The organism is Turicibacter sanguinis, from assembly GCF_013046825.1.
In the GTDB taxonomy this organism is placed as follows: domain Bacteria; phylum Bacillota_I; class Bacilli_A; order MOL361; family Turicibacteraceae; genus Turicibacter; species Turicibacter sanguinis.
Genome location: NZ_CP053187.1, coordinates 2,131,750 through 2,154,391 on the forward strand (window position 1 = coordinate 2,131,750; position 22,642 = coordinate 2,154,391).

23 protein-coding genes are annotated in these 22,642 nt (G+C 35.2%); 17 read left to right on the top strand and 6 right to left on the bottom strand.

Annotated elements, in window-relative coordinates:
* The first annotated feature begins 108 nt into the window (after positions 1 to 108).
* Positions 109 to 645: a hypothetical protein gene (locus tag HLK68_RS10305; RefSeq protein WP_006783592.1), complete on the top strand. Its 537-nt coding sequence runs from the start codon at positions 109 to 111 to the stop codon at positions 643 to 645.
* 38 nt (positions 646 to 683) lie between these two features.
* Here HLK68_RS10305 and HLK68_RS10310 read toward each other — a convergent pair whose 3' ends face one another.
* Positions 684 to 956 carry a hypothetical protein gene (locus tag HLK68_RS10310; protein ID WP_006783593.1) on the bottom strand — a complete coding sequence of 91 codons (273 nt, stop codon included), beginning with the start codon at positions 954 to 956 and terminating at the stop codon, positions 684 to 686.
* 423 nt (positions 957 to 1,379) lie between these two features.
* On the opposite strand from HLK68_RS10310, the gene HLK68_RS10315 reads away from it, so the two are divergent.
* From HLK68_RS10315 to HLK68_RS10325, 3 genes are all read left to right on the top strand, one after another.
* Positions 1,380 to 2,021, top strand: coding sequence for a hypothetical protein (locus tag HLK68_RS10315; RefSeq protein ID WP_006783594.1), 642 nt, complete (start codon positions 1,380 to 1,382; stop codon positions 2,019 to 2,021).
* A 235-nt stretch (positions 2,022 to 2,256) separates the two neighbouring features.
* On the top strand, positions 2,257 to 4,110 hold the full coding sequence (locus tag HLK68_RS10320; RefSeq protein WP_006783595.1) for an alpha-amylase family protein: 1,854 nt from the start codon (positions 2,257 to 2,259) through the stop codon (positions 4,108 to 4,110).
* Positions 4,111 to 4,308: 198 nt separating this feature from the next.
* Positions 4,309 to 4,572, top strand: coding sequence for a hypothetical protein (locus tag HLK68_RS10325; protein WP_006783596.1), 264 nt, complete (start codon positions 4,309 to 4,311; stop codon positions 4,570 to 4,572).
* Between the two features lie 37 nt (positions 4,573 to 4,609).
* Here the strand turns inward: HLK68_RS10325 and HLK68_RS10330 are convergent, their stop codons facing one another.
* Entirely contained in the window at positions 4,610 to 5,302 is a 693-nt protein-coding gene (locus tag HLK68_RS10330) for a phosphoribosyltransferase (RefSeq protein ID WP_055164249.1), read from the bottom strand.
* Between the two features lie 286 nt (positions 5,303 to 5,588).
* On the opposite strand from HLK68_RS10330, the gene HLK68_RS10335 reads away from it, so the two are divergent.
* The 5 genes from HLK68_RS10335 (at position 5,589) to HLK68_RS10355 (ending at position 11,115) form a co-directional block, all read left to right on the top strand.
* Complete coding sequence (locus HLK68_RS10335; protein ID WP_132942655.1) at positions 5,589 to 6,722, top strand: glycerate kinase family protein; 1,134 nt, start codon at positions 5,589 to 5,591, stop codon at positions 6,720 to 6,722.
* Positions 6,723 to 6,751: 29 nt separating this feature from the next.
* Complete coding sequence (locus HLK68_RS10340) at positions 6,752 to 8,008, top strand: GntP family permease (protein ID WP_006783599.1); 1,257 nt, start codon at positions 6,752 to 6,754, stop codon at positions 8,006 to 8,008.
* Positions 8,009 to 8,205: 197 nt separating this feature from the next.
* Positions 8,206 to 8,922 (top strand): PspA/IM30 family protein, encoded by a 717-nt coding sequence (locus tag HLK68_RS10345; protein ID WP_006783600.1) that lies wholly within the window; start codon positions 8,206 to 8,208, stop codon positions 8,920 to 8,922.
* 61 nt (positions 8,923 to 8,983) lie between these two features.
* Entirely contained in the window at positions 8,984 to 10,057 is a 1,074-nt protein-coding gene (locus HLK68_RS10350) for a hypothetical protein (RefSeq protein ID WP_006783601.1), read from the top strand.
* 11 nt (positions 10,058 to 10,068) lie between these two features.
* Entirely contained in the window at positions 10,069 to 11,115 is a 1,047-nt protein-coding gene (locus HLK68_RS10355; RefSeq protein ID WP_132942654.1) for an SPFH domain-containing protein, read from the top strand.
* Between the two features lie 31 nt (positions 11,116 to 11,146).
* Here the strand turns inward: HLK68_RS10355 and HLK68_RS10360 are convergent, their stop codons facing one another.
* The 3 genes from HLK68_RS10360 to HLK68_RS10370 all read right to left on the bottom strand — a co-directional run bounded on the left by HLK68_RS10360 (position 11,147) and on the right by HLK68_RS10370 (position 14,890).
* The gene (locus tag HLK68_RS10360) at positions 11,147 to 13,357 is read right to left on the bottom strand and encodes an LTA synthase family protein (protein WP_006783603.1); all 2,211 of its coding nucleotides are present in this window, start codon (positions 13,355 to 13,357) and stop codon (positions 11,147 to 11,149) included.
* 744 nt (positions 13,358 to 14,101) lie between these two features.
* Positions 14,102 to 14,320, bottom strand: a complete 219-nt coding sequence (gene sspI, locus HLK68_RS10365) for a small acid-soluble spore protein SspI (protein ID WP_006783604.1) — start codon at positions 14,318 to 14,320, stop codon at positions 14,102 to 14,104.
* 63 nt (positions 14,321 to 14,383) lie between these two features.
* Complete coding sequence (locus tag HLK68_RS10370) at positions 14,384 to 14,890, bottom strand: gamma carbonic anhydrase family protein (protein WP_006783605.1); 507 nt, start codon at positions 14,888 to 14,890, stop codon at positions 14,384 to 14,386.
* 133 nt (positions 14,891 to 15,023) lie between these two features.
* Between HLK68_RS10370 and HLK68_RS10375 the strand changes: the two genes are divergently transcribed.
* Both HLK68_RS10375 and HLK68_RS10380 read left to right on the top strand, forming a co-directional pair.
* The gene (locus HLK68_RS10375) at positions 15,024 to 16,670 is read left to right on the top strand and encodes a putative polysaccharide biosynthesis protein (protein ID WP_006783606.1); all 1,647 of its coding nucleotides are present in this window, start codon (positions 15,024 to 15,026) and stop codon (positions 16,668 to 16,670) included.
* A gap of 43 nt (positions 16,671 to 16,713) precedes the next feature.
* Positions 16,714 to 17,112 (top strand): hypothetical protein, encoded by a 399-nt coding sequence (locus HLK68_RS10380; RefSeq protein ID WP_006783607.1) that lies wholly within the window; start codon positions 16,714 to 16,716, stop codon positions 17,110 to 17,112.
* A gap of 33 nt (positions 17,113 to 17,145) precedes the next feature.
* Here the strand turns inward: HLK68_RS10380 and HLK68_RS10385 are convergent, their stop codons facing one another.
* Positions 17,146 to 18,117, bottom strand: coding sequence for a polyadenylate binding domain-containing protein (locus tag HLK68_RS10385; RefSeq protein ID WP_170837676.1), 972 nt, complete (start codon positions 18,115 to 18,117; stop codon positions 17,146 to 17,148).
* A 109-nt stretch (positions 18,118 to 18,226) separates the two neighbouring features.
* Between HLK68_RS10385 and HLK68_RS10390 the strand changes: the two genes are divergently transcribed.
* The 6 genes from HLK68_RS10390 (at position 18,227) to HLK68_RS10415 (ending at position 22,609) form a co-directional block, all read left to right on the top strand.
* Entirely contained in the window at positions 18,227 to 18,961 is a 735-nt protein-coding gene (locus HLK68_RS10390) for a pseudouridine synthase (protein WP_006783609.1), read from the top strand.
* 45 nt (positions 18,962 to 19,006) lie between these two features.
* Positions 19,007 to 19,810 (top strand): PHP domain-containing protein, encoded by an 804-nt coding sequence (locus HLK68_RS10395; protein WP_055164238.1) that lies wholly within the window; start codon positions 19,007 to 19,009, stop codon positions 19,808 to 19,810.
* Positions 19,811 to 19,980: 170 nt separating this feature from the next.
* The gene (gene trmB / locus HLK68_RS10400) at positions 19,981 to 20,634 is read left to right on the top strand and encodes a tRNA (guanosine(46)-N7)-methyltransferase TrmB (RefSeq protein WP_006783611.1); all 654 of its coding nucleotides are present in this window, start codon (positions 19,981 to 19,983) and stop codon (positions 20,632 to 20,634) included.
* A gap of 12 nt (positions 20,635 to 20,646) precedes the next feature.
* On the top strand, positions 20,647 to 21,162 hold the full coding sequence (locus HLK68_RS10405; protein ID WP_006783612.1) for a DUF84 family protein: 516 nt from the start codon (positions 20,647 to 20,649) through the stop codon (positions 21,160 to 21,162).
* A gap of 63 nt (positions 21,163 to 21,225) precedes the next feature.
* Complete coding sequence (locus HLK68_RS10410; RefSeq protein WP_132942652.1) at positions 21,226 to 22,308, top strand: hypothetical protein; 1,083 nt, start codon at positions 21,226 to 21,228, stop codon at positions 22,306 to 22,308.
* The gene (locus tag HLK68_RS10415; RefSeq protein WP_006783614.1) at positions 22,295 to 22,609 is read left to right on the top strand and encodes a thioredoxin family protein; all 315 of its coding nucleotides are present in this window, start codon (positions 22,295 to 22,297) and stop codon (positions 22,607 to 22,609) included. The genes HLK68_RS10410 and HLK68_RS10415 overlap by 14 nt, the downstream gene beginning before the upstream one ends.
* Positions 22,610 to 22,642: the final 33 nt, after the last annotated feature.

Genomic DNA, 22,642 nt, shown 5'->3' on the forward strand with positions numbered 1-22,642 from the left:
AAAGTGTAAAAGGGAGGGGGATTTTTTTTTGTGAATTAATGAATGAAATAATCCTTTTATGAAATACTAAGAAATAGAATCGTTTACTTTTTAAAAGGAGTGAAGCTGATGAGAAGTTTTAGATGGGCATTCATGATGAGTTTCATCGTGTTTATTGCTTTAAGTCTTGTGGGATGGGGGCAACCCTCACCCTCGTTAATTGTAGAATCTTATTTTAGTGAAATCCAAAAAGGGACAGAAGGAGATTTTCTTAGTTTATTTAATGATGCTAAAATGAAAAAAACAGATCAGTTAACGGATGTTGATCAACGAATTTTTGAGTTAATAAAAGATATTCAATTTGAAGTTTTGTCACAGAAAATGAATAAAGAAGTCGCGTATGTTAAGGTGAGTGTCACGGGACCAGATATAGCAGCAGAACTCATGCAGTATCAATCTGCTTTTATTCAAGAAAGTCAAGATCACTCATCTCCTGTTTCTTTTGATGAGAGTTTGATGCTATCTTGTTTAGAGGAGGTAACTTATACAGAGCGTTCGGCTGAGATTCGCTTAATAAAAAAAGATAGCACATGGAAAATTACAGATAGTCGTGAAAGTATTTTATATCTATTGTTTAACTTACAATCAGCAACCTTTAATCAATGAATTTAAAAAACGAAGTTCGATAATCAGAACTTCGTTTTTTAAATGTATATTTCATTTTTTTCCATTCGGTTATAGACAAAATTATCAACGTAATGTCCAGTATAGGCATCTTGAAAAATAATATAAAGATTGCCAAATTCATCGAAGGAAACATCATCAATCGTCACGGTTGTTTCACCATAAATTCTTCCATCTTGTTCTGTTTCACGTTGAACTCGTTCAATACTTTCAGTGATAGTATATTGTTGTTTTTTATTGTCCGCGGAAATAATTTCCCAACCGAGGAGTTTTAAAATTTCAAGAATATTCATGCAAATCACCTCTTATCGATTTCATTATGGAATAAAGTGGAGAGATTTATTCAAAAGTGAGTCTATTTCAATTCAGATTCTTTTTTAAAGATGATGAACAAATTTTTAAAAATAATGAAGTGAAAAGATGGGTCATCAGTTTAAGATTTGAATTTCATTTCAAGGCATTTGAGGCGATAGGAGGATCACTAGACGTAAGCCTAATTTTATCAAGGGATCTGTTCCCTCTTAATTCAAGTGATGGTTCAATGATAACTTTGGTTTAAGAGGGCAAGAAGGTCCCTAAAAAATAAGTCATAATGTAGGAGTCATTGTATTTTTTAACCTATTTAATGAGTATTTTCAATTAAACTGTGAATGATGAGAGACACTTTATGGGCTTTTAACATAAGATATACTAGTCTGAAAAAAAGGAGTGATAACATGGCTCAAACGTTGTTAGATATTCAGTATGGGGATGTATTTGGCAATGTCAAATGTGAGAAAGTTGTGCTTTATGGAGATTCAGAAGATGATGGACTTTTTATGAATCAGTTGAAATTAGTAGTGGCTGGAAAAGAAATCGCGCCATTAAGTTGTGAGTTACCATTCGGTGGATATGCGATGCATTTATATTTAGGGGATTTTTTATCATTAGGAAAAGATCAAATTTTGGTGGTTGGTCAATCAGGTGGTAGTGGAGATTATACAGTTTTAGGATTGGTTGAGGTAGAAAAAAATCAGTTGAAGTTGGTATGTCGTGATGATGAGATTTCAAAGCAGTTGGTATTTAGCACACAACTTGTAAATGATGAGCAGGCCTTTGTTCTTTGTGATCAAACCCAAATGATATTTTTAGTAGAGATAGACGATGAAAACTCATTGCCACAAGTTTTGGCACCGAATGTGATTTATCCGATTAAGCAACCGTATCAAGATGCGTTTAGTTTATTAGTTCAACAGCGAATTATAGGACAGACAAATTCTCAAACACTTGGTATGATCCAATCTATTCTAGTTTTTAATGATCAAGGAAAGTTAGTGATTCAGAATCAATATTTGCTTGAACCAGGATATGAAAAGTGAGGTTTTAACTCGCTTTTTATTTTACTAAAATTTATGAAATCGATACCATTCTATATTTACCTCTTTTTCATTTAATGCTATAATTCATCTTAAATAGGAATAATAATAATGGAAAGGAGCGTAGCGACTTTTCATGTGACGGGGATTTGGGGACGGAGAATTAAATAGTTATTGATTGTGTGGGAAGGTTCCCTTATTTGGTGTGAGTTTTCATGAAAAGTAGCGATAGAATAGGATGGGAAGAAGAGATGAGTTTGAACAACGGTTAGCGAAGCATTATGATGACTTAAAGTGGACGTATCATTATGTCTATGATCAATTTGGAGCGAGTGATGAAGATTTTGAGTCGCTGATGAGGGTGATTGAAAAAAAATATCAGGAACGTCAAGCAGAACTTAAAGCATTAGATCAGCGTGATTCACATTGGTTTATGGCCCAGGATATGATTGGAATGATGCTTTATGTGGATTTATTTGCGGGGGATTTGAAAAATTTAAGTCAAAAAATTCCGTATTTGAAAGAGTTAGGGGTGACGTATGTTCATTTGATGCCTCTTTTAAAGCCTCGTGAAGGGGAAAATGATGGAGGGTATGCGGTAGAAGATTACCGTGATATTGATCCACGCATTGGAACGATGAATGATTTTATTCAGATGTTAAGCGAGTTTCGGGAAGCGGGGATTTCGGTTTGCATCGACTACGTGTTAAATCACACGGCGAAGGAACATGAGTGGGCGAAACGTGCGCTTGAGGGGAATTATTTTTATCAGAGCATGTATATGATGTATGAGCATTATGATATTCCAGCTCTTTATAATAAGACGGTGCCTGAGGTTTTACCGGATAAGTGCCCGGGGAATTTTACTTATTATGAAGAAATTAATCATCATGTCTTTACGTCGTTTAGTGATTTTCAGTGGGATTTGAATTTTAAGAATCCTTATGTGTTTGAGCAAATGGTTGATATTATGTTGTTTTTAGCAAATACAGGGGTTAATATTATTCGGTTAGATGCGATTCCGTTTATGTGGAAAGAGCTTGGAACGTCGTGCCGTAATTTACCGATGATTCATGAATTGATGCATCTGCTACATCTGATTAAAGAAATTGCGTGTCCATCCCTTGTTTTACTTGGAGAAGCGATTGTTGAGCCTTATGAGATTGTAAAGTATTTTGGAGATGAGCACAAAGTCGAGTGCGAGTTAATGTATAATGCGAATTTTATGGTGAATATTTGGAATTCGTTAGCGACTCGGGATACTCGTGTCATGCGTTTGGATAGTGAGAGGTACACGACACCAAAATCGGGAACTTGGATTAATTATGCACGTTGTCACGATGATATTGGATGGGGATTTAGTGAGGATGCGATTTGGTTAACGGGCTCAAATCCAGTGGATCATAAGCAATTTATGATTGATTTTTATAGCGGAAAGTTCCCGGGAAGTTTTGCAACAGGAGAAATTTATCAATATAATCCAGTGACGCGTGATGCAAGAATTAATGGAACACTTGCAAGTTTAGCTGGACTTGAGCAGGCGTTAAGATATGATAATAGTGCCATGATTGAAACAGCCATTGCTCGTATTAATCTCATACACGCCTTATTACTAGGATCACAAGGAATCCCGCTTCTTTATAGTTGTGATGAATTAGCAACGATTAATGATTATTCTTACTTAGAAGATGAACATAAATGCCGTGAAGGGCGTTGGGTTCACCGACCAGCAATGGACTGGGATCGTGCGAAAAAACGTCATGATTTAACGACACCAGTGGGTCAAGTTTTCCAAATGCTAAAGCATCTCATTAACATTCGCAAAAATGAGCCATTATTTGCTGGGGATGTGAAAAATGAGATCCTCCGCTTGTCAAATCACCATGTTTATGGAATCGGCAAATTCCAAGATGATGCCAAAATGTTATTATTATTTAACTTCTCCGAACATAAATTGTATCTTCCAACAACTGAAATGAAACAGTGTGGATTTAGTGGGATGATGTCAGACCTTGTCAGTGATAAAAGGATTCATTTAGAAGATGAAGTGATTGTTGTTGAACCTTATGAATTTTTATGGTTTAAAAATTAGATAAAAAAGCAGTTCGAATCAGTCGAACTGCTTTTTCTTTGGGGGAGTAGCGTGAAGGAAAGATTCCTTATTCTATGGGTGGTTTTAAAGGTAAATATGACAGGATGTCACATTTCTTTAAAAAAGAGTTTAGGTCAGTTGATTATGGGGGATTACCTTGTGCTATAATAGAGCGTAACGCTGTTAGGAGGTTTTAAGATGGATCAAATGTATTTAGTCATGTTTTTACGTGAAGGTGGGTATATCGAATCAAATGTTGACTTATTAGAACTTGACCGTTCAACGCTTGAACAAGTCATTGAACGTTTAGTAGATTATCATAATAGTGAAGAATTAGAAGATGAATTAAGAGGATGTGGCCTAAATGCTCGTGCGATTATTCGCACGTACTTAAATCATGTCGGGGATTATGGATACGAAGATTTCTATCATTTAGAATTAGTGAGTCCAAAATCATTATAGTTGTCTTTAATGATCAAGGATAAAAAGATACAAAAGTTCAGCAAATTAAATAAAAAGCCTTATCCAGTGGGATAAGGCTTTTTACATGATGATGGACCTTTTTTAGGTCTTCTAAGTAATAGGACATTTGCTCTTCTGTGACTTGAGGAAACGTCTCATAATAGGCTCCTACTGAGGTGAAGTGATCGATTGAATGAAGACAAATAATCTCATCTACAAATTGACGGAGGGCTTCAATCGTTTCTGTTGGTCCAACAGGAACCGCTAAAATCAATTTTTTGGGTTGATGAGCTTTAATCGATTTAATGGCAGCTAAAAGAGTAAATCCTGTCGCTATTCCATCATCGACTAAAATGACCACTTTATGTTGAACGTTTGGAAAGGAATCATGGCCACGATATGTGATTAATCGTCGCTTGATTTCACGTAATTCTTTTTCAATCTCTTGCTCAATATAGCCAGTCGGAACGTGGAGGTGTTCAATATATTCTTCATACAATAAATATTGTCCATCGACAGTTACGGCTCCAATCGCTATTTCTTTATGATGAGGAGCTCCAATTTTTCGAGTAATTATCAAATCCCATTCAAATTGAAAATGTTTAATTGAAGGAAGGCCCACTTCAACTCCACCTCTAGGGACTAAAAGCATGATTATCTCTTTATCATGGTAGAGTTTTAAATGTTGACTTAATAATTCACCTGCATCAAAACGGTTTTTAAATAACAATTTTCATCACCACTTTTTCTAAATTATTTTTAGTATGGACGAAATAGAATAGGTTATTGGCTACATACTAAAGAAAGATATAGACGCTTTAAAATAGAAAAATTTTTAAAAAAGCAATATAGTAAATTTTAGAATTTTTTGAAAGCGTGTATACAAAAGATGTAACCGGTGTTATAATAGCTTTCGCTCGTCATTTTTTGACGAAAAGTGAAATGTCAAATCATATGCTTAAGTCTAGAGTTAGGTTTAGATTAATTATTAATGTATTTAAAGGAGAGCTGACACCATGAAAGTCGTTGTAGTTATTGACTCATTAAAAGGAAGTTTAAGTTCAATAGAAGCAGGTGAAGCAGCAAAAGTAGGTATCTTAGCTGCTAATTCTAATGCGACGGTTGTTGTAAAACCATTAGCTGATGGTGGAGAAGGAACAACAGAAGCGTTAGTAGCTGGAATGAATGGTGAGTTAAAAAATGTAGAAGTGTGTGGACCACTACATGAAAAAGTTTGTGCCCAAATTGGGATGATTGGTGAAACAGCTGTGATTGAAATGGCCCAAGCAGCAGGACTTCCATTAGTAGCAGTAGAAAATCGTAATCCATTAGTGACAACAACCTATGGTGTTGGAGAGATGATTAAAAATTGCATCGAGGCTGGATGTAAAAAATTTATTGTTGGAATTGGTGGATCATCAACAAATGATGCCGGGCTTGGGATGTTAATGGCTTTAGGATTTAAATTCTTAGATGCTAATGGACAAGAAGTGATGCAAGGGGGCCAAGGTCTTAGCCAAGTGGTTTCAATTGATGAAACAAATGTGTTACCTGAATTAGCGTCATGTGACTTTAAAATTGCTTGCGATGTTAATAATCCTTTATATGGAACACTTGGTGCTGCGTATATTTATGCACCACAAAAAGGAGCAAATCCTGAAATGGTAGAAGCATTAGATGCAGGATTAAAGCATTTTGCAGATGTTGTCGCAAAGCATAAAGGACAAGATTTTGCTCATTTACCAGGTGCTGGAGCGGCAGGTGGACTTGGATTTGCGTTCACCGCATTCTTAGGCGGAACATTAGAATCTGGTGTTAAAATTATTTTAGAAGAAACGAAGTTAGAAGAAGAATTAAAAGACGCTGATTTTGTTATGACGGGAGAAGGTCGTATTGATCATCAAACGGCAATGGGGAAAGCTCCAATTGGAGTTGCCAAGCTTGCAAAAAAATATAATTGTAAAGTCATTGGAGTAGCGGGAGCTACAACAAATGATGCGAAAAAATGCAATGAAGAAGGAATGGATGCTTACTTCTCAATCGTTAATAGTGCGATGTCTTTAGAAGAAGCAATGAAGCCAGAAGTTGCTTACGAAAATATGAAGCAAACAACGCAGCAAATCTTTAATTTAATTCAAGCCATTAACTAAATGACAATTTCATAAAGGAGAGTAACCACATGGATTTACAGATTACAACGTTTGGTGCGCTACTTGGGTTAGCTGTAGCCATTTTCTTAATTATTAAAAAGGGACATCCAGCTTACAGCTTAATTTTAGGAGCTTTAATTGGTGGACTTGTTGGAGGAGCAGGACTTGATGGAACTGTTTCAACGATGATTGATGGGGCCAAAGGAATGATGCCGGCCATTATTCGTATCATTACGTCTGGAGTTTTAGCTGGAGTTTTAATCAAAACGGGATCAGCAGCTAAAATTGCAGAACAGATTGTTAAAGTATTAGGAGAAAAACGCGCGTTATTCGCTTTAGCTTTAGCGACAATGATTTTAACAGCAGCTGGGGTATTTATTGATATCGCAGTTATTACAGTAGCACCGATTGCTTTAGCATTAGGTAAAAAATTAAACTATTCAAAAATGGCAATCTTACTTGCGATGATTGGTGGAGGAAAATGTGGAAATGTTATCTCTCCAAATCCAAACACGATTGCAGCTTCTGAAAACTTTGGTGTTGAATTATCAAGTTTAATGGGAGCAAACGTGATTGCGGCCATTTGTGGTTTAATTGTGACGGTTTTCTTAGTTAAGTTATTAATTAATAAAGGTGAAAAAGTAACAGAAATCGTTGTAGAAGAAAATCAAGACGACTTACCAAGCTTCTTTGCAGCGGTTATTGGACCAGTTGTTGCCATTCTTTTATTAGCTTTACGTCCATTGGCTGGAATTACAGTAGACCCATTAATTGCTTTACCAGTAGGTGGAATCATCGGCGTGATTGCTTGTGGAAAATGGAAACATACTAATGAGTATATTACATTTGGATTAACAAAAATGATGCCAGTTGCAGTTCTTTTAGTTGGAACGGGAGCAGTAGCAGGTATTATTAAAGCATCAACGTTACAAACAACAACCATTGCTTTATTAAATGGATTAAGTATTCCAGAATTCTTATTAGCTCCAATTGCAGGGATTTTAATGGGAGCGGCGACTGCTTCAACAACAGCAGGAACAACGATTGCTTCGGCAACATTTGGACCGGCTATTATGGCTGCAGGTGTATCTCCACTTGGTGGAGCGGCAATGGTTCATGCAGGGGCAACTGTACTTGACCACTTACCACATGGATCATTCTTTCATGCAACAGCAGGAGCAACAAATGTTAGCATCAATGAACGTTTAAAATTAATCCCTTACGAGTCATTAGTTGGGTTAACCATTACGATTGTGACAACGATTATTTGGGGGATTATACTTTAATATGATTAAACCACCCATTATGGGTGGTTTTTTATATGAGTTGAAGAATTGTGGAATCTAATTATACGGTAATTATACAAGTGAGTAATTGACGAGATGTTTTTATAGCAGTAAAATATTGATTAAACTTAATGAGATAAATATTTTTCGGGTTAATGTCATATAATTTAAGCGTTAAGATGATGAGGAGTGAGGTTATGTCCATTTTAAAAAGATTTACCGATATTATGTCAGCTAATATGAATGCCTTATTAGATAAGTGTGAGGATCCTAGTAAAATGGTGGATCAGATTTTACGTAATCTAAATGAGGATTTAGGAAAAGTAAAAGCAGAAACCGCAGCAGTTATGGCTGAAGAAATACGTTCTAAACGTGAATTAGCTGAATGCACACAAGAAGTAAATAAGTTATTAACGTATGCTAAACGTGCAGTTGAGGCAGGAAATGATGACGATGCCCGTTTATTTTTATCTAAAAAAGCAACCTTAGTGGAGAAACAACAAACCCTTGAACAAAAAGTTCAAATGGCTTCTGAAAATGCTAGAAAAATGCGCCAAATGCATGATAAACTAGTCAGTGAAATTAATGATTTAAATACACGTCGTGAAACCATTAAGGCAAAAGTAGCAGCTGCGAATATGCAATCGCGCTTAAATGAAATTGGAAGCTCTGTAGGAGCAGCTAAAACGAACTTAGGAGCATTTGCCCGTATGGAGGAAAAAGCCAACCGTATGCTTGATGAAGCGAATGCGATGGCAGATTTAAATGCGTCACCGGTTGATGAAGTCGAGTCGTTAATGAGCAAATACGATGCCCCCTCTTCGGCTGTTGAAGATGAGCTAGCAGCCCTCAAAGGTGGAAGTTCATCGGTGATTGATGATGAATTAGCCGCTTTAAAGAATGAATTAAACTAAAGAGTAATCAGGTTGTGGCTAGTCTACTAGTTGCAACCTTTTTTAGAGAGGGAGTGAAAAGATGGATGGGCACCAAAAAGAAGAGGTCGAAGTTTTTACATGTGAAAACTGTGGCGGAAATATGATTTTTGATATTAAATCCCAATCATTAAAGTGTCCCTATTGTGAGACAGAAGTAAAAATTGATAATAGTGGGGATGTTTTAGAATACGATTTTTCCAACGTGTCACGCCTTGAAGCACAATCTGATTGGAATGAGGAAGCAGAAGTTATTAAATGTGAAAGCTGTGGAGCCGAAACGGTTGTTGATAGACAGTCAACGGCTATCCATTGTTCATATTGTGGCTCTTCTCATGTTCTTAAAACAAAGCAATCAGCAGGGATTAAGCCAGAAGGCGTTTTACCCTTTAAAATAGATAAACATCAGGCCATGGAAGAAATGAGTCGTTGGATGAAAAGACGTTGGTTAGCGCCAAATGATTTAAAGTTATTGTATCAAAGTGATAAGTTACAAGCGGTTTATGTACCATATTGGACCTATGATGCTCAAACTTATAGTACGTATACAGGCCAAGGCGGTCGTTATTATTATGAGACACGTGAAGTGAATGGGAAAAAAGAGACGATTCAAAAGATAAGATGGTATCCGGTCAATGGACAGTTGCATGAATTTTTTGATGATGTTTTGGTGAACGCCTCGGCCCATTACTCCGATCAAATCATGAGTGGGGTAGAGCCTTATAATACCGATCGCATAGAACCCTATAAACCAGAATATTTATCAGGTTATCTAGCGGAACGGTATTATCTAGGGGTAAGTGAAGGTTTCTCATGTGCTAAACAAAAAATGGTTCGAGAACTAGAATCAATGGCGCATCATGAGATTATGTGTCGTTTCGATACCGCAAGAAATGTTGTTGTCAGAACGCAGTATCAGAATGTGACGTTTAAGCATGTGTTATTACCGATTTGGTGTGCTAATTATGATTATAAAGGAAAAAACTATCAATATATTATTAATGGTGAAACAGGCCGTGTGCACGGGACGTATCCTTATAGCTTGGTTAAAATTACGATACTCATTATACTAGGAGCACTTGCTCTTTATTTATTCTTTGTTTATTTTAATAGTTAGGAGCGAATGGTATGGGTTTATTTAATAATCAATTTGCAAATGTTGTAGAATGGAATGAGACACGTGATGATGTCATTTTTTGGATGTGGCGAAATAAAGAAATTAAACGTGGCAGTCGTTTAGTGATTCGTCCCGGACAAGATGCTATTTTCTTATTTAATGGCAAGATTGAAGGGGTATTTAAAGACGAAGGAAATTATGAAATTGAATCGGAAATTGTTCCATTTTTAACGACGTTAAAAGGCTTTAAATTTGGATTTAATACGCCTTTACGTGCTGAGGTTTTGTTTGTGAATACGAAAGAGTTCTTAGTTCGATGGGGAACTAAAAATGCCATTAACATGCAAAATCCAAATTTAAAGGGTGGATTACCGATTAGAAGTTTTGGAACATTTACGGTGAAGGTAGATGATTATTTAGCGCTAATTGATCGTATGGCAGGTGTGAAACAACAGGTTACAGTGGATGATGTCAAGGAGCGTGTATTATCAAGACTCGATCAACTCTTAATGCGTTGGATTTCAAAAGAAGGAAAAGATTTATTTAATTTACAAGCCAATGCATATGAAATTGCTCGTGGGATTAAAATGGATTTAGATATGGAACTGTTAAAGCTTGGATTAACTGTAACAGAGTTTACAATCTCAAGTTTTACTTATCCTGAAAATGTTCAAAAAATGATTGAAAAAACAGCTTCATATGAAATGGTTGGCGATATGAATCAATATCAAAAAATGGCGATGTTAGATTCGATGACGCAAAATCCTGGTACTCAAATGGCGTCGATGGCGCAAGCTGGAGTAGGAATGGCGATGGGAATGGAAATGATGAAGCAAATGGGTTCAATAGCCTCAACACAGGCCCAACAAGCGACTGAAAAATCAACTGAAGTGTCTTGTCAAGGATGTGGGTATCATTTGCAAAAAGAGGCAAAGTTTTGTCCTGAATGTGGAATGAAAGTTTCAGAGAGCGTCAGTAAAAAATTCTGTCCTGAGTGTGGAATGAAAGTAGCACAGGGAGCGAAGTTTTGTAATGAGTGTGGATTTAAATTAAATTAAAAAAGACTGAGCATTGATGCTCAGTCTTTTTTTATTGAACGTCTTCAGTTGTGGTATCCGTTGGTTGTGTTTCATCTGTTTGTTGAGGCATTAAGATTGATTCAATCGAAATACCATCTAATTGAAGGTTGTTAATATCATATCCAAGTACCTCAAGAGCAGCCTGAACACCAGCAGAATATCCTTCTGTATATCCTTGTTCAAAGTGTTCAGATTGTTCTTCTTCTAATCCGATTTTGAATTTTTCAGAAGTACTTAAAACATGGTTTGTAACTGTTACTTGTTGAATATAGAATGATTCTGATTCATCCATTGTATAGTTTGGAACAATTAATGTTTCAGGATCAACATAAGTCGTATCATAAGCAGTTTTATTGATTCGAACACGGCTATAGTCTGTAAAGTTTTGACCTTGAACAATTAAGTTTCCTTCTTCATCATTATAGACGTTTGTAATGATAATATCTTTAACTCCCATTTGCATTTTTGTGGGTTCAAATGGGTTAATACCATCATAAATGTATTGGTCTCCATAAAGCATATCATACTGTAATAACTTTAGATTATCTTGGTAGTCTTCACTATCTTGGAATTGTTGATGATAGTTAACAAGTGTTCCTGTATGGATGTCTAATTGGTTTAAAACGTGAGCCCCTAATTGGTAGGCCTCGATATCTGCATCTTCTTTTGGTAAGTTGAAGTTGTTCCAAATGACATATTCTGTTTGGAAGATGTCTCCATTTGATAACTCTTCATCCGTAATATCAAGCGTTGGTAAGTGATCGCCATACATCACAAGGACGGTATCTTCAGGAATCATCGATAGGGCATTGATTAACTCTCCAATGAATTGGTCCATTTCATGAATTTCGTTGACAAAGTATTCAAATGACGTTAAACGAGCTGGATCATCTAAACCAGATAACGTGATGGTTGAATGATTCTCAACAGGTGTATCAGGATAATCCCCATGTCCTTGAACCGAAATCGTATAAATATAATCTTGATTTTCAGTGGCATTTAAGGCATCTACGATGGATTGTGTTAAGTATTTATCTTTTGCCCAACCAAGTGGTGTTGTTTCCTCAATGTTCATGTATTCAATTGACGTAAAGGTATCAAACCCTAACATTTTAAAGACTTTTTGGCGCGTATAGAACGTTCCCTTATTATTGTGAATGGCATGTGTGGTATAGCCAATTTGTTTTAAATCGTAAGGGATACTTTCAGCTGTAGTTTTACGTAAAATAGTTTTGTATGGATACTCTCCAGGTCCAAAGTATTCAAGGTTCATTCCTGAAATGGTCTCAAATTCCGTGTTTGCTGTTCCGGCTCCAATAGACGGAACACTTAAGAATCCAGATGAGAATTGTTCTTTTAATTTTCTGAAGTTAGGAACTGGATCTGATGAGAACTCAAGATCTTTCATGTAAGTTGGATCGAAGAATGATTCTAATTGTAACATGATAATGTTTGGTGCTTGTTTTTGAGTAACCTGTAAGTTGTTATCGGTACTAACCGTTAAACTTGAGTCATCAAATTCGTTATCATTTGTATCGACATTTAAACTGTTAAAAATTTCTTTTACTTTTTCTTCATTATAAGTCAGTGGGCGTTTAATACCAGTATTTAATAACGTATTTGAAAAACAGTATGGGAACCCATAATCTAAGTAAGCAAAGGCAATGTTACCAAAGTATGTTGCAATAACTTCTGATTTAATTGCACTCGTTGTGATGAAAGTAAACGTAGCAATTCCAATGGCAAAGATTGATAAATTCTTTTTGTAGTTTACTTTTTCTTTTGATTTAGGTGCGAAGAAGAAAGTCACGATAATCCCTATAACGGCAAGGGCGATTCCAACAACGATTAATCCCATTTGGAATTTTGTAAAATATTTTTGTAAAATATCAAACGTCGAAGAAATTAATTTTAATTCATTTGCCGTAAAAGGTGTCACACGATTATTTAACACAATCCCGTTTGTAATTCCACCCGCTAACCAAATGATAGAAATTAAAGCGAATAAGGCAATTTTACGACGTACTAAAAGAACGAGCGATAAGGTTAATAAGATAATGGCCGAGTTGTATGCAAATACAACAGGTGATTCTATTAGATAATGAAAGGCCGCACCCACAGAATGGCGACTAAATGACTCAATTAAAAAGTTTAAAACAAATGATGAGATGATACATATAAAATAGAAATTATAAAAATACTTCTTCATGAATTCTTTCATTTGAAACCCCCATAAATTAATAATCTTTATGAAACAAATTTCAAAAAGATGTGAAATTAAGATAAATTTTCCATTTAATTTTGGCTATAGATAGCCTAAATGACATTTTAACAATGGCTTCCTATAAAATCAAATAGAAAATTTTAGGAAATGGTAGAACACAAATATATATTATACATAAAAAGTAAAATATTTCATTATTGCTTTTAATTATTGAAAAATATTTAGATTGTTCTTTAAGTTATTCTGAAAAACATAAAAATTGTAAACGTTTTGTTAAGGAAAGGTTAAGTTTTTGTTGAATATTTGTCGTTTTTTGTAAATAAAATGAGTGAAAAGGAATTTAGATTAAGAAACCAAATAGATTCCTTTTCACAGAATGAAGAGGAGGTAAAGTAGGGAGAAAATCGATTTGTATAATTAAGTGAAGGAAATCTTTAGATTCCATAAGTCGATATAGATTCAAATCATCAAAGATTTTTAACATTTTAATAGACAGCTTTACTGGGGTTAATAGTCTATTCTCTTCAAAAATGGAACTCGACCAAAAGCTACAAAAGAATATAAAAAACGAAGAGCCAAACATAATGAGGGAATGAAGAAAGAAAGACATATATAAGGATATTATTTTTATCAGGAATAAAATTTTGTAAAAACACGAGTTTGTTAAATAATGGATATGGTTTTTGCCATAATAAAAAGTAGAGCGAGAGTTGCTCTACTTTTTAATTCGAAAGCATACAATTAAATTGCTTTTGGACGTAAACATTCTGTGATACGAGAAACTAATTTTTCTTTTTCGTTATCATTACTTCCGTTCCATAAAATTTCAAACATAACTCCAAGTCCTGGAAGTGTTTTTTCTTCTCCAGATTCAATAGCATCCATGATTGTTTCACGAATTTCATCGTAATTAGAATCATCAAGGTTTGCAATAACAGCTTTTCTTAAGTCAAAGTTCATAATAATCACCTCGTAAATAGTTCTTTCGGCTATATTATTTCACATTCTAAAAAACTTATACCCTTACTTTTGGGATTGATATTCTTTAGAAAGTTCAACATATAGGAGGGCATTTTCAATATTGCACTTGAGTTCTGATTCGGTTAAAGGACGAATGATTTTCATTGGGTTACCGAGGGCGAGGTGATTAGCTGGTACTTTCTTATTAGGTGGTACCACGCAACCGGCACCAACCATGGCGCCCGTTTCAATGATGGCTCCATCTAATATAATAGCTCCCATGCCAATTAAAACATCATCCTCTATTGTACAGCCATGTAAAATAGCACCGTGACCAATCGTAACACGATTTTTTATGAGGGTTGGGTGTTCTTTAGTGACATGGATGCAGACAGCTTCTTGAAGGTTTGTTTGTTCACCCACGCAAATGGTATTTAAATCAGCGCGCAGGACGGCGTTATACCAGACACTCGATTCTTTTGACAAGATTACTTTTCCAATAAGGGTGGCATTATGTGCGATAAATGCAGTGGAATCAATTTGTGGAAGATTATTCTGGTAAGAAATCATTTTATTGTTTCCTTTCTTTAAGAGGTTTTGTAACTTTTTAAATTTGTTTGGAAAGTTTCAGGAGTTATAGTAAAATAATAAGGTATGACATTAAAAAACGAAAGAGTTTTGATGTAGAAAGTAGGTCGAAGATATGGGGAATCGCTTTTTAAAGGGTGCGATGGTTTTAAGTATTAGTATGTTTTTGACTAAATTCTTAGGTATCCTTTATGTTATTCCATTCCAACAGTTAGTTGGAGAATCAGGTATGGCGTTATACCAATATGCCTATATACCTTATTCTTTATTCATAAGTTTATCTACCCTCGGAATTCCTGTTGGAATTGCTAAATTCGTATCTAAGTATAATGCAGCGGGTGAGTATGATACAGCTCGTAAAATGTTTAGGTATGGTATTTATTTTATGATTGGTCTAGGATGTGTTGGTTTCTTACTGCTTTATAATATAGCTCCGTTTTATGCACAGCATGTTTTGGCAGGAGAGAGTAAGCTAACCAATTCGGTCGAAGATGTCACGATGGTGATTCAAACGATAAGTTTTGCTTTGTTAATTATTCCAGTAATGGCGATCTTTAGAGGTTTCTTTCAAGGAAATCAAAATATGATTCCCACTTCAGTTTCACAATTTTTAGAACAGGTTGTTCGAATTGTTTTTATTTTAGCGGGTTCTTACTTTATTATTAATATTAAAGGTGGAACAACTGAAGAAGCGGTTGCTTTTTCCGTGTTTTCTGCTTTTTTAGCTGGCGTTATCGCTTTTGGGACACTGTACTATTATTGGCTGAAAAATGTAAAAGGGTTCAACCGTTTATTAAAACAGTCTGTTCCGCATGAAGAGCGAGATTATACGAAGTTGTTTACGGAATTAATCTCATATGCAATCCCATTTGCTATTTTAGGGTTAACAACTAGTTTATTACAAATGGTAGATCAATCAACATTTAATGAATATATGCTTAAAGGTGGTTTCCCGACAGAAAAGGTAGAGGTAGCCTTTGGAATGTATGGTGGAAGCTTATATAAAATTATTATGATTCCAGTTTCATTTGCTATCGCATTTGGGCAGCCATTAATTCCAGAGTTAACACACTATTTAACCTCTGGAAATATGAAACAAGTTCGTAAAAATTTAATGCTTGCGATTCAGTTGACATGTTTTATTACAGTTCCAGCTGTTGTTGGGATGTCTTTATTAGCTAAGCCTATTTATATTTTATTCTTTAACTCAAGTACACCGGGATATAATGAAATGGGAGGACAAATTTTCTTACTTGGATCATTACTCGGATTATTTATGGCACTTTATAGTATTGTCACTGCCATTTTACAAGGAATAGGTGGGCAATGGTATGGAATTGCTTTCTTGGTTGTGGGATTACTTATTAAGTATGTTGGAAATGTCATTTTAATCCCGATGTTCTATGCAGACGGTGCGACTTTATCAACCATGCTGGCTTATACGTTCTGTATTGGTTGTAGTTTATATGTCATTAAACGTAAGACAGGATTTAAGTTGACAGCACTGGCTCGTCGCTTAGTTGCGATTTTTGTGTTTGTGTTTGCGATGGGGATCGTTGTATCTTTAGTGAAGTTAATTTTAAATCAAATCCTTCCATATCAAGAACGATATGTTTTTTCGATTTTATATGTTGCCATTACAGGTGTTATAGGAGCAGGCGTGTACTTCGCCTTAGCATGGTATTTTGATTTACTGACGAATCTATTTGGAACGAAATTTTCACTTGAATCATTGAAAAGACGCATATCTAAGAAAAAATAAGGAATAATGTAGATATATTCTCAACTTGATGAGGGTGAATCGGATGAAAAGAGCAATTCTATTTTTTGTATTAGGGTTTGTTGTTGCTTTTTATGTCATGATGAATGGTAGTGGCTCTTCATCACATCCTATGAGTCAATCTCAAGAGGAACGGGTATCTCATGTCGTAAATGCTTTAAGCGAGTTTAGTAGTGATGTGAAAACATGGTTGTCAGGATTTAAAAATCATGAAAATCCCAAAGAGGAGTCAACGATGAGTACGTCCCTTACTGTTGATTATGATGCGGCTTTGAAAATTGTATCCGAAATGATTGAAGATATTGGATCACTTTTAACCGATGATCAAAAAGCAGCATTAGAGCAAGAAGTCAATCAACTATACCGTCAAAATTTATTGAAAGAGTATGGTGATTCAACTGAAAATCCTATCTATCGTGAATAAAAAAAAGGCTGTATCTTAATGGATACAGCCTTTTTAAATGGTGTTATCGGGTCTAAAACCTAGATAACTTTCTACTTTACGAAGACGAATATTAATATTATCGACACGGTTATAAATTTCATCAACTTCATCACGATAATCGTCTAGTGGTTCGTAACTTTGAATAGGTGTTTGAGATTGAGATTGATAATAATTTTGGGCAGGTGCTTGAGGTTGAGGTTGGTTATAGTTTTGGGCAGGTGTTTGAGGTTGAGGTTGGTTATAGTTTTGGGCAGGTGTTTGAGGTTGAGGTTGGTTATAGTTTTGGGCAGGTGCTTGAGGTTGAGGTTGACTAGTGGCAGGACGTAAGTTTAGTGTGGATGGTTCGTGACCTAATTCGTCAAGTGTGGGTTGAATGAGAGAGGTGAGTTCATTATATTTCCCAGGAAATGAGTTGCTACTTCTATCAATTTGAGATTCGTTGCTTGAAAATGTATTTTGAGTTGGGTTATTAAAAGATTGATTATTTAGGAACGGATTTTGAGGTTGGCTGTTAAAGGATTGATTGCCGGGAAACATGTTTTGAGGTTGATTGTTAAAGGATTGATTGCCGGGAAACATGTTTTGAGGTTGATTGTTAAAGGATTGATTGCCGGGAAACATGTTTTGAGGTTGATTGTTAAAGGATTGATTGCCGGGAAACATATTTTGAGGTTGATTGTTGAAGGATTGATTGCCGGCGAACATGTTTTGAGGTTGGTTATTAAAGGATTGACTGCTAGGGAACATATTTTGAGATTGAGTATTAAAGGGCATTTGATTAGGTTGGAAATTGTTAAATTGAGGTTGGTTACCCATTCCTCCAAATCCTTGAGAACCTGGAAGCCCTGGTCCTAAATTATTAGGGAATTGCATTCTATTCACTCCTTGGGGTGGTGTTTTAGGGCTATTTAAAAATTGATTGAGATAAAATTGTTCCATTTCTTCAATAGGTGATTGAGCATTTTTTTTATTTTTACCAAACATGGGCGAAGCCCTCCTTTCTACAGGTACTATATACTATGATTTGAAAAGTAAATGTGTTATGATAATTTGGGTAAAAACCGTTTAATTATTAAAGTTGGAGGATATAACATTGCGTTTAGATAAATTATTGGCTCATACAGGATATGGAACACGTACTGAAGTAAAGAAATTATTAAAATCAAAAGAAGTTAAAGTTGATGGTGTCGTGGTTAAAGATGCAAAAGTTAAAGTCGACTTATCAAAACAGTGTGTGACGGTGTTTGATGAAGTCGTGGAATATCGTGAGTTTGTTTATTTAATGATGAATAAGCCACAAGATTGTTTGAGTGCAACTCGTGATCAGAGATATCGCACAGTCATTGATTTGTTAGACGATTATTATTTAATGTTTGATGTAGCACCTGCAGGACGCCTTGACCGTGATACTGAGGGATTAGTGTTGTTAACGAATGATGGGAAGTTGGCCCATGAAATTATTTCTCCGAAAAAAGATGTTTATAAACGATATGTTGCACATGTCACAGGCGAGTTGACAGATGAAAAACTAAACCAACTAGAAACAGGTGTTGAAATTTTAGATGGAACAGGTGAGGTGTTCTCAACTAAACCCGCCAAAGTGAAAATTTTGCAAAAAAATGATGAATGGACTGAAGTAGAAATTTGTATCACAGAAGGGAAATTCCATCAAGTTAAGCGTATGTTTGCAAGTGTTGGCGGGAAAGTTATTTATTTAAAACGATTAGCTATTGGTGGGTTAGAGTTAGATGAATCACTTGAACTAGGTGAATATCGTGAGTTGACAGATGAAGAGTTAGCCCTTTTAACTTTTGCACACCAAGAGTAATAGTTGTTGAAAAGATTAAATTAATCAACTGAAGAGGTGGAAATAATGCGTGCTGATTTACACGTTCATACGAACATTTCAGATAGTTCTTTAAGTACAGAAGCAACCCTTTTATTAGCGAAAGAGCGTGGTTTAACGCATGTTGCGATTACGAATCATGATACTGTTATGGGGCTCAAAGAAGCAATTGCATTAGGAAAAATGATTGGCATTGAGGTCATTCCAGGGATTGAAATTAGTGCTTATGATTTTAATAGACACGTGAAAGCACATATTTTAGGCTATAATTTTGATTTAGAGGCGCCTCATATTAAGGCATTAGTAGATGAAACGAATCGTCTTCGAGATGAAAATACGAAATGGCAAGTTCAACAGTTGATTGAAGCGAGATATGACTTAACGATGGAAGAAGTTGCAAAGAAGGCCAAAGCTAGTACTGCCTTTTATAAGCAACATATTTTTGATGTCCTAATAGAGAAAGGTTACACACGTGATGAGTTAAAACCGTTATTTAAAAAAGGTGGACTTTGTGATCGTGTGATTACGTATGTAGATGGGCGTGATGCAGTGAAAGCAATTAAAGCAGATGGTGGAATTGCTGTTATTGCACATCCTGGACAATCAAAGTCGTATGATATGATTCCAGATTTAGTAGAAGTTGGATTGGATGGGATTGAAAAATATCATCCTGATCATCAAGCGTTAGATTATCAACGTATCGATGAATTAGTGAATCGATATCAGTTGATTATAACGACGGGATCAGATTTTCATTCTACTTATGGACCTAATCGTCCGTTTGGAACACTCGTCATGGAAGAGTTGCCATTTAAATTAAACGAAAAATAAAAGTGGATGTGTCATCCACTTTTTTTAATGCTAGGTAGGGAACATTCACAATTAAGGCAAGTTGTGATACAATATGACTCGAACTAAAATGAAAATATCGATTTTTGATGAAAAAGGTAAAAAAAATAGTAGGAACTATTTAGAGATATGAGAAAGGCAACGGTGATAATATGCGTTTACGAAAAGTTAAGGGAGCAGCAGAAACAATTGCAGCACATCCAAATATCGTGGTTCAAAATGAAAAAGAATTAAAAGGGAATTGGCAATCCGTTTTTGAAAAAGAGCAACCTCTTTATATTGAAGTTGGAATGGGAAAAGGACAATTTGTGATTGGAATGGCGCAAAAAAATCCTCATCTAAACTTCATTGGAATTGAAAAGTTTGATTCAGTTATGGTTCGTGCACTTGAAAAAGTGATAGAAGCAGGAGAGTTACCAAACTTGAAATTATTAAAAATTGACGCAGATGAGTTAACAGAAATTTTTGAAGAAAATGAAGTAGCAGGCGTTTACTTAAACTTCTCAGATCCATGGCCAAAACCACGTCATGCAAAACGTCGTTTAACTCATGAAAACTTCTTAAAATTATATCAAACGATTATGAAAGAAGACGGGGCAATCCGATTTAAAACAGATAACCGTCTATTATTCGAGTACTCGTTAGCGAGCTTAAGTCAATACGGGATGATTTTACAAGATGTGGCGCTTGATTTACATAAGCGTGAAGATTTAGAGTGGAATGTGATGACAGAATATGAACAAAAATTTAGTGCTAAAGGTCAGCCAATTTACCGTTTAGAAGCTGTTTTTGCTCAAGAAAAGTAAGAGGATTATGTTGTGAAAATTATTGTGGGATCAACAAATAAAGTAAAAGTGAATGCCGCTAAAGAAGTTTTAGAACCATTTGGCCATGAAATCATAGGTGAAGAAACAGAAAGTGGTGTGTCAAATCAACCGTTTAGTGATCAGGAAACGGTGGAAGGAGCTTTTAATCGTGCTTCTTTAGCCTGTCTTCATGGTGATATTGGGATTGGACTTGAAGCAGGTGTTGAGGAACTTAATGGCATTTATTATTTGGTAAATTGGGGTGTTTTAAAAACGTCTGACCAACAAGTGTTTTATGCTGGAGGAACACGTTTACCTTTACCGATAGAATTGGTAACTCCATTGAAAGAAGGAAAAGAACTTAGTGAAGTGATTGATGCATATTCAAATCGTGTCGATGTTCGTTCTAACGAAGGGGCTATTGGAATTTTAACGGCTGATTTTTATGGTCGTAAAGAAAATTTTGTGCATATTATTCGACTTTTATGGGGACAATATTTATATCTTCAAGAATGTAAAAAATTATAATTTGTGATTGAATCGCTCTCTATGGTATAATAAAGTTGTATTATGCTAAAAGGGGGCGATTTTTTGTCGAAACAAAATAAAGATGTTAAATCTAATTCCAAGCATCAATCTAACACGACATCAAACCAAATTAAGCAACAACTAAATGAGTTTACCAACTCTTCGAAACGAAAATTACAAGCTCTGAATCTAAAAAACAGATTAAAAATTGATCGATTTAAAACGAAAATTTCAGAATCGAAAGTCGATTCTCTATCATATACAACACCTTTACAGACGCAAATAAAACCTCATGATTTACGTATGTTAAATCGTTTCACGACCATTTTTAGTGGCGTAGTCATTACAGGATTAAGTGTGGGGTTATTGTTGATGTCACGTCCGATGATTACTGAAGCTAATTTTGAGACAAAAATGCAAGAGAGTATTGACTCTGCTTTTCATTATTCAGTGATGGAATCTAATACTAAAAATGATAGCATTACTTATCATACACCACGCCAATTTAAGTATTTATATTCACTTGGTGTCAATGATATTATTAAATATAAAGACAATGAGATTATAATGCACTATAATAATCAGTATAATATTATTGGTCAAGACATGGATACTTACTATTTGCTTCGTGATGAAAATAAATCCGCAGGTCAAGAAGTCTTTTATAAAAACTTTAGCAATGGTGAACAAAATGGATTTGTTCAATTAGTTAAAATGGAAGAAAAGTATCTGTTAACTGTGTTTGTAGATGGCACTAAATTATCTGCTCTTGTGGATTACGAAGAAACACCTTATATGACTTATAATATGTTAGTAGTCGCGAAAACTGTTAAGAGTACACAACCAGAAACTTCTACAGCTACTGTAGCGACAGGGACTAATCAAGTCATTCCTGAGACATCTGAAGCAGCAGATGCTAAAAGTTCAACTCTCCTAGAGGTTCCTGCAATGAGTATGGATGAGTCGGGCCATGTTGAAACAAATATGGAACCTGTCACGGATGGGGAACTTTCGACTGTAGAAAGCGAACATGTTATTGATTTTGATTTTAGCACTGAAAAAAGAGGCGAATTTACAGAGACAACACAAGATTCAACTCAAAATTCAGTCGTAACAGAAGAGGGGAATACAAGTGACGGAAATTAATAGTATTGAACAATTCAAAGAATTAATTCAAAATGGTAAGTCCATTGTATTATTTACAGCAAACTGGTGTCCAGACTGTATGGTGATTAAACCATTTATGCCAGCAATTGTTGAAAAATATTCAGATTTTAAATTCTATACAGTGAATCGTGATAATTTAATGGATTTATGTGTAGAACTTGATATTTTTGGAATTCCAAGTTTTGTGGCATTTCATAATGGAGTTGAATCAGGACGCTTTGTCAATAAAGATCGCAAAACTCGTCAACAAATTGAAGACTTTATCGAATCTTTAGTTTAATTCAAAAAATATAAAAATCACCGAGGAAATCAT

What these genes read in the sequence shown, in the direction of transcription:
- trmB (WP_006783611.1), top strand. Translation starts at nt 19,981, where the DNA reads ATGCGTTTACGAAAAGTTAAGGGAGCAGCAGAAACAATTGCAGCACAT.
- HLK68_RS10355 (WP_132942654.1), top strand. Translation starts at nt 10,069, where the DNA reads ATGGGTTTATTTAATAATCAATTTGCAAATGTTGTAGAATGGAATGAG.
- HLK68_RS10340 (WP_006783599.1), top strand. Translation starts at nt 6,752, where the DNA reads ATGGATTTACAGATTACAACGTTTGGTGCGCTACTTGGGTTAGCTGTA.
- HLK68_RS10345 (WP_006783600.1), top strand. Translation starts at nt 8,206, where the DNA reads ATGTCCATTTTAAAAAGATTTACCGATATTATGTCAGCTAATATGAAT.
- HLK68_RS10310 (WP_006783593.1), bottom strand. Translation starts at nt 956, where the DNA reads ATGAATATTCTTGAAATTTTAAAACTCCTCGGTTGGGAAATTATTTCC.
- HLK68_RS10360 (WP_006783603.1), bottom strand. Translation starts at nt 13,357, where the DNA reads ATGAAAGAATTCATGAAGAAGTATTTTTATAATTTCTATTTTATATGT.
- HLK68_RS10315 (WP_006783594.1), top strand. Translation starts at nt 1,380, where the DNA reads ATGGCTCAAACGTTGTTAGATATTCAGTATGGGGATGTATTTGGCAAT.
- HLK68_RS10325 (WP_006783596.1), top strand. Translation starts at nt 4,309, where the DNA reads ATGGATCAAATGTATTTAGTCATGTTTTTACGTGAAGGTGGGTATATC.
- HLK68_RS10395 (WP_055164238.1), top strand. Translation starts at nt 19,007, where the DNA reads ATGCGTGCTGATTTACACGTTCATACGAACATTTCAGATAGTTCTTTA.
- HLK68_RS10375 (WP_006783606.1), top strand. Translation starts at nt 15,024, where the DNA reads ATGGGGAATCGCTTTTTAAAGGGTGCGATGGTTTTAAGTATTAGTATG.
- HLK68_RS10370 (WP_006783605.1), bottom strand. Translation starts at nt 14,890, where the DNA reads ATGATTTCTTACCAGAATAATCTTCCACAAATTGATTCCACTGCATTT.
- sspI (WP_006783604.1), bottom strand. Translation starts at nt 14,320, where the DNA reads ATGAACTTTGACTTAAGAAAAGCTGTTATTGCAAACCTTGATGATTCT.
- HLK68_RS10320 (WP_006783595.1), top strand. Translation starts at nt 2,257, where the DNA reads ATGGGAAGAAGAGATGAGTTTGAACAACGGTTAGCGAAGCATTATGAT.
- HLK68_RS10385 (WP_170837676.1), bottom strand. Translation starts at nt 18,117, where the DNA reads ATGTTTGGTAAAAATAAAAAAAATGCTCAATCACCTATTGAAGAAATG.
- HLK68_RS10350 (WP_006783601.1), top strand. Translation starts at nt 8,984, where the DNA reads ATGGATGGGCACCAAAAAGAAGAGGTCGAAGTTTTTACATGTGAAAAC.
- HLK68_RS10335 (WP_132942655.1), top strand. Translation starts at nt 5,589, where the DNA reads ATGAAAGTCGTTGTAGTTATTGACTCATTAAAAGGAAGTTTAAGTTCA.
- HLK68_RS10380 (WP_006783607.1), top strand. Translation starts at nt 16,714, where the DNA reads ATGAAAAGAGCAATTCTATTTTTTGTATTAGGGTTTGTTGTTGCTTTT.
- HLK68_RS10305 (WP_006783592.1), top strand. Translation starts at nt 109, where the DNA reads ATGAGAAGTTTTAGATGGGCATTCATGATGAGTTTCATCGTGTTTATT.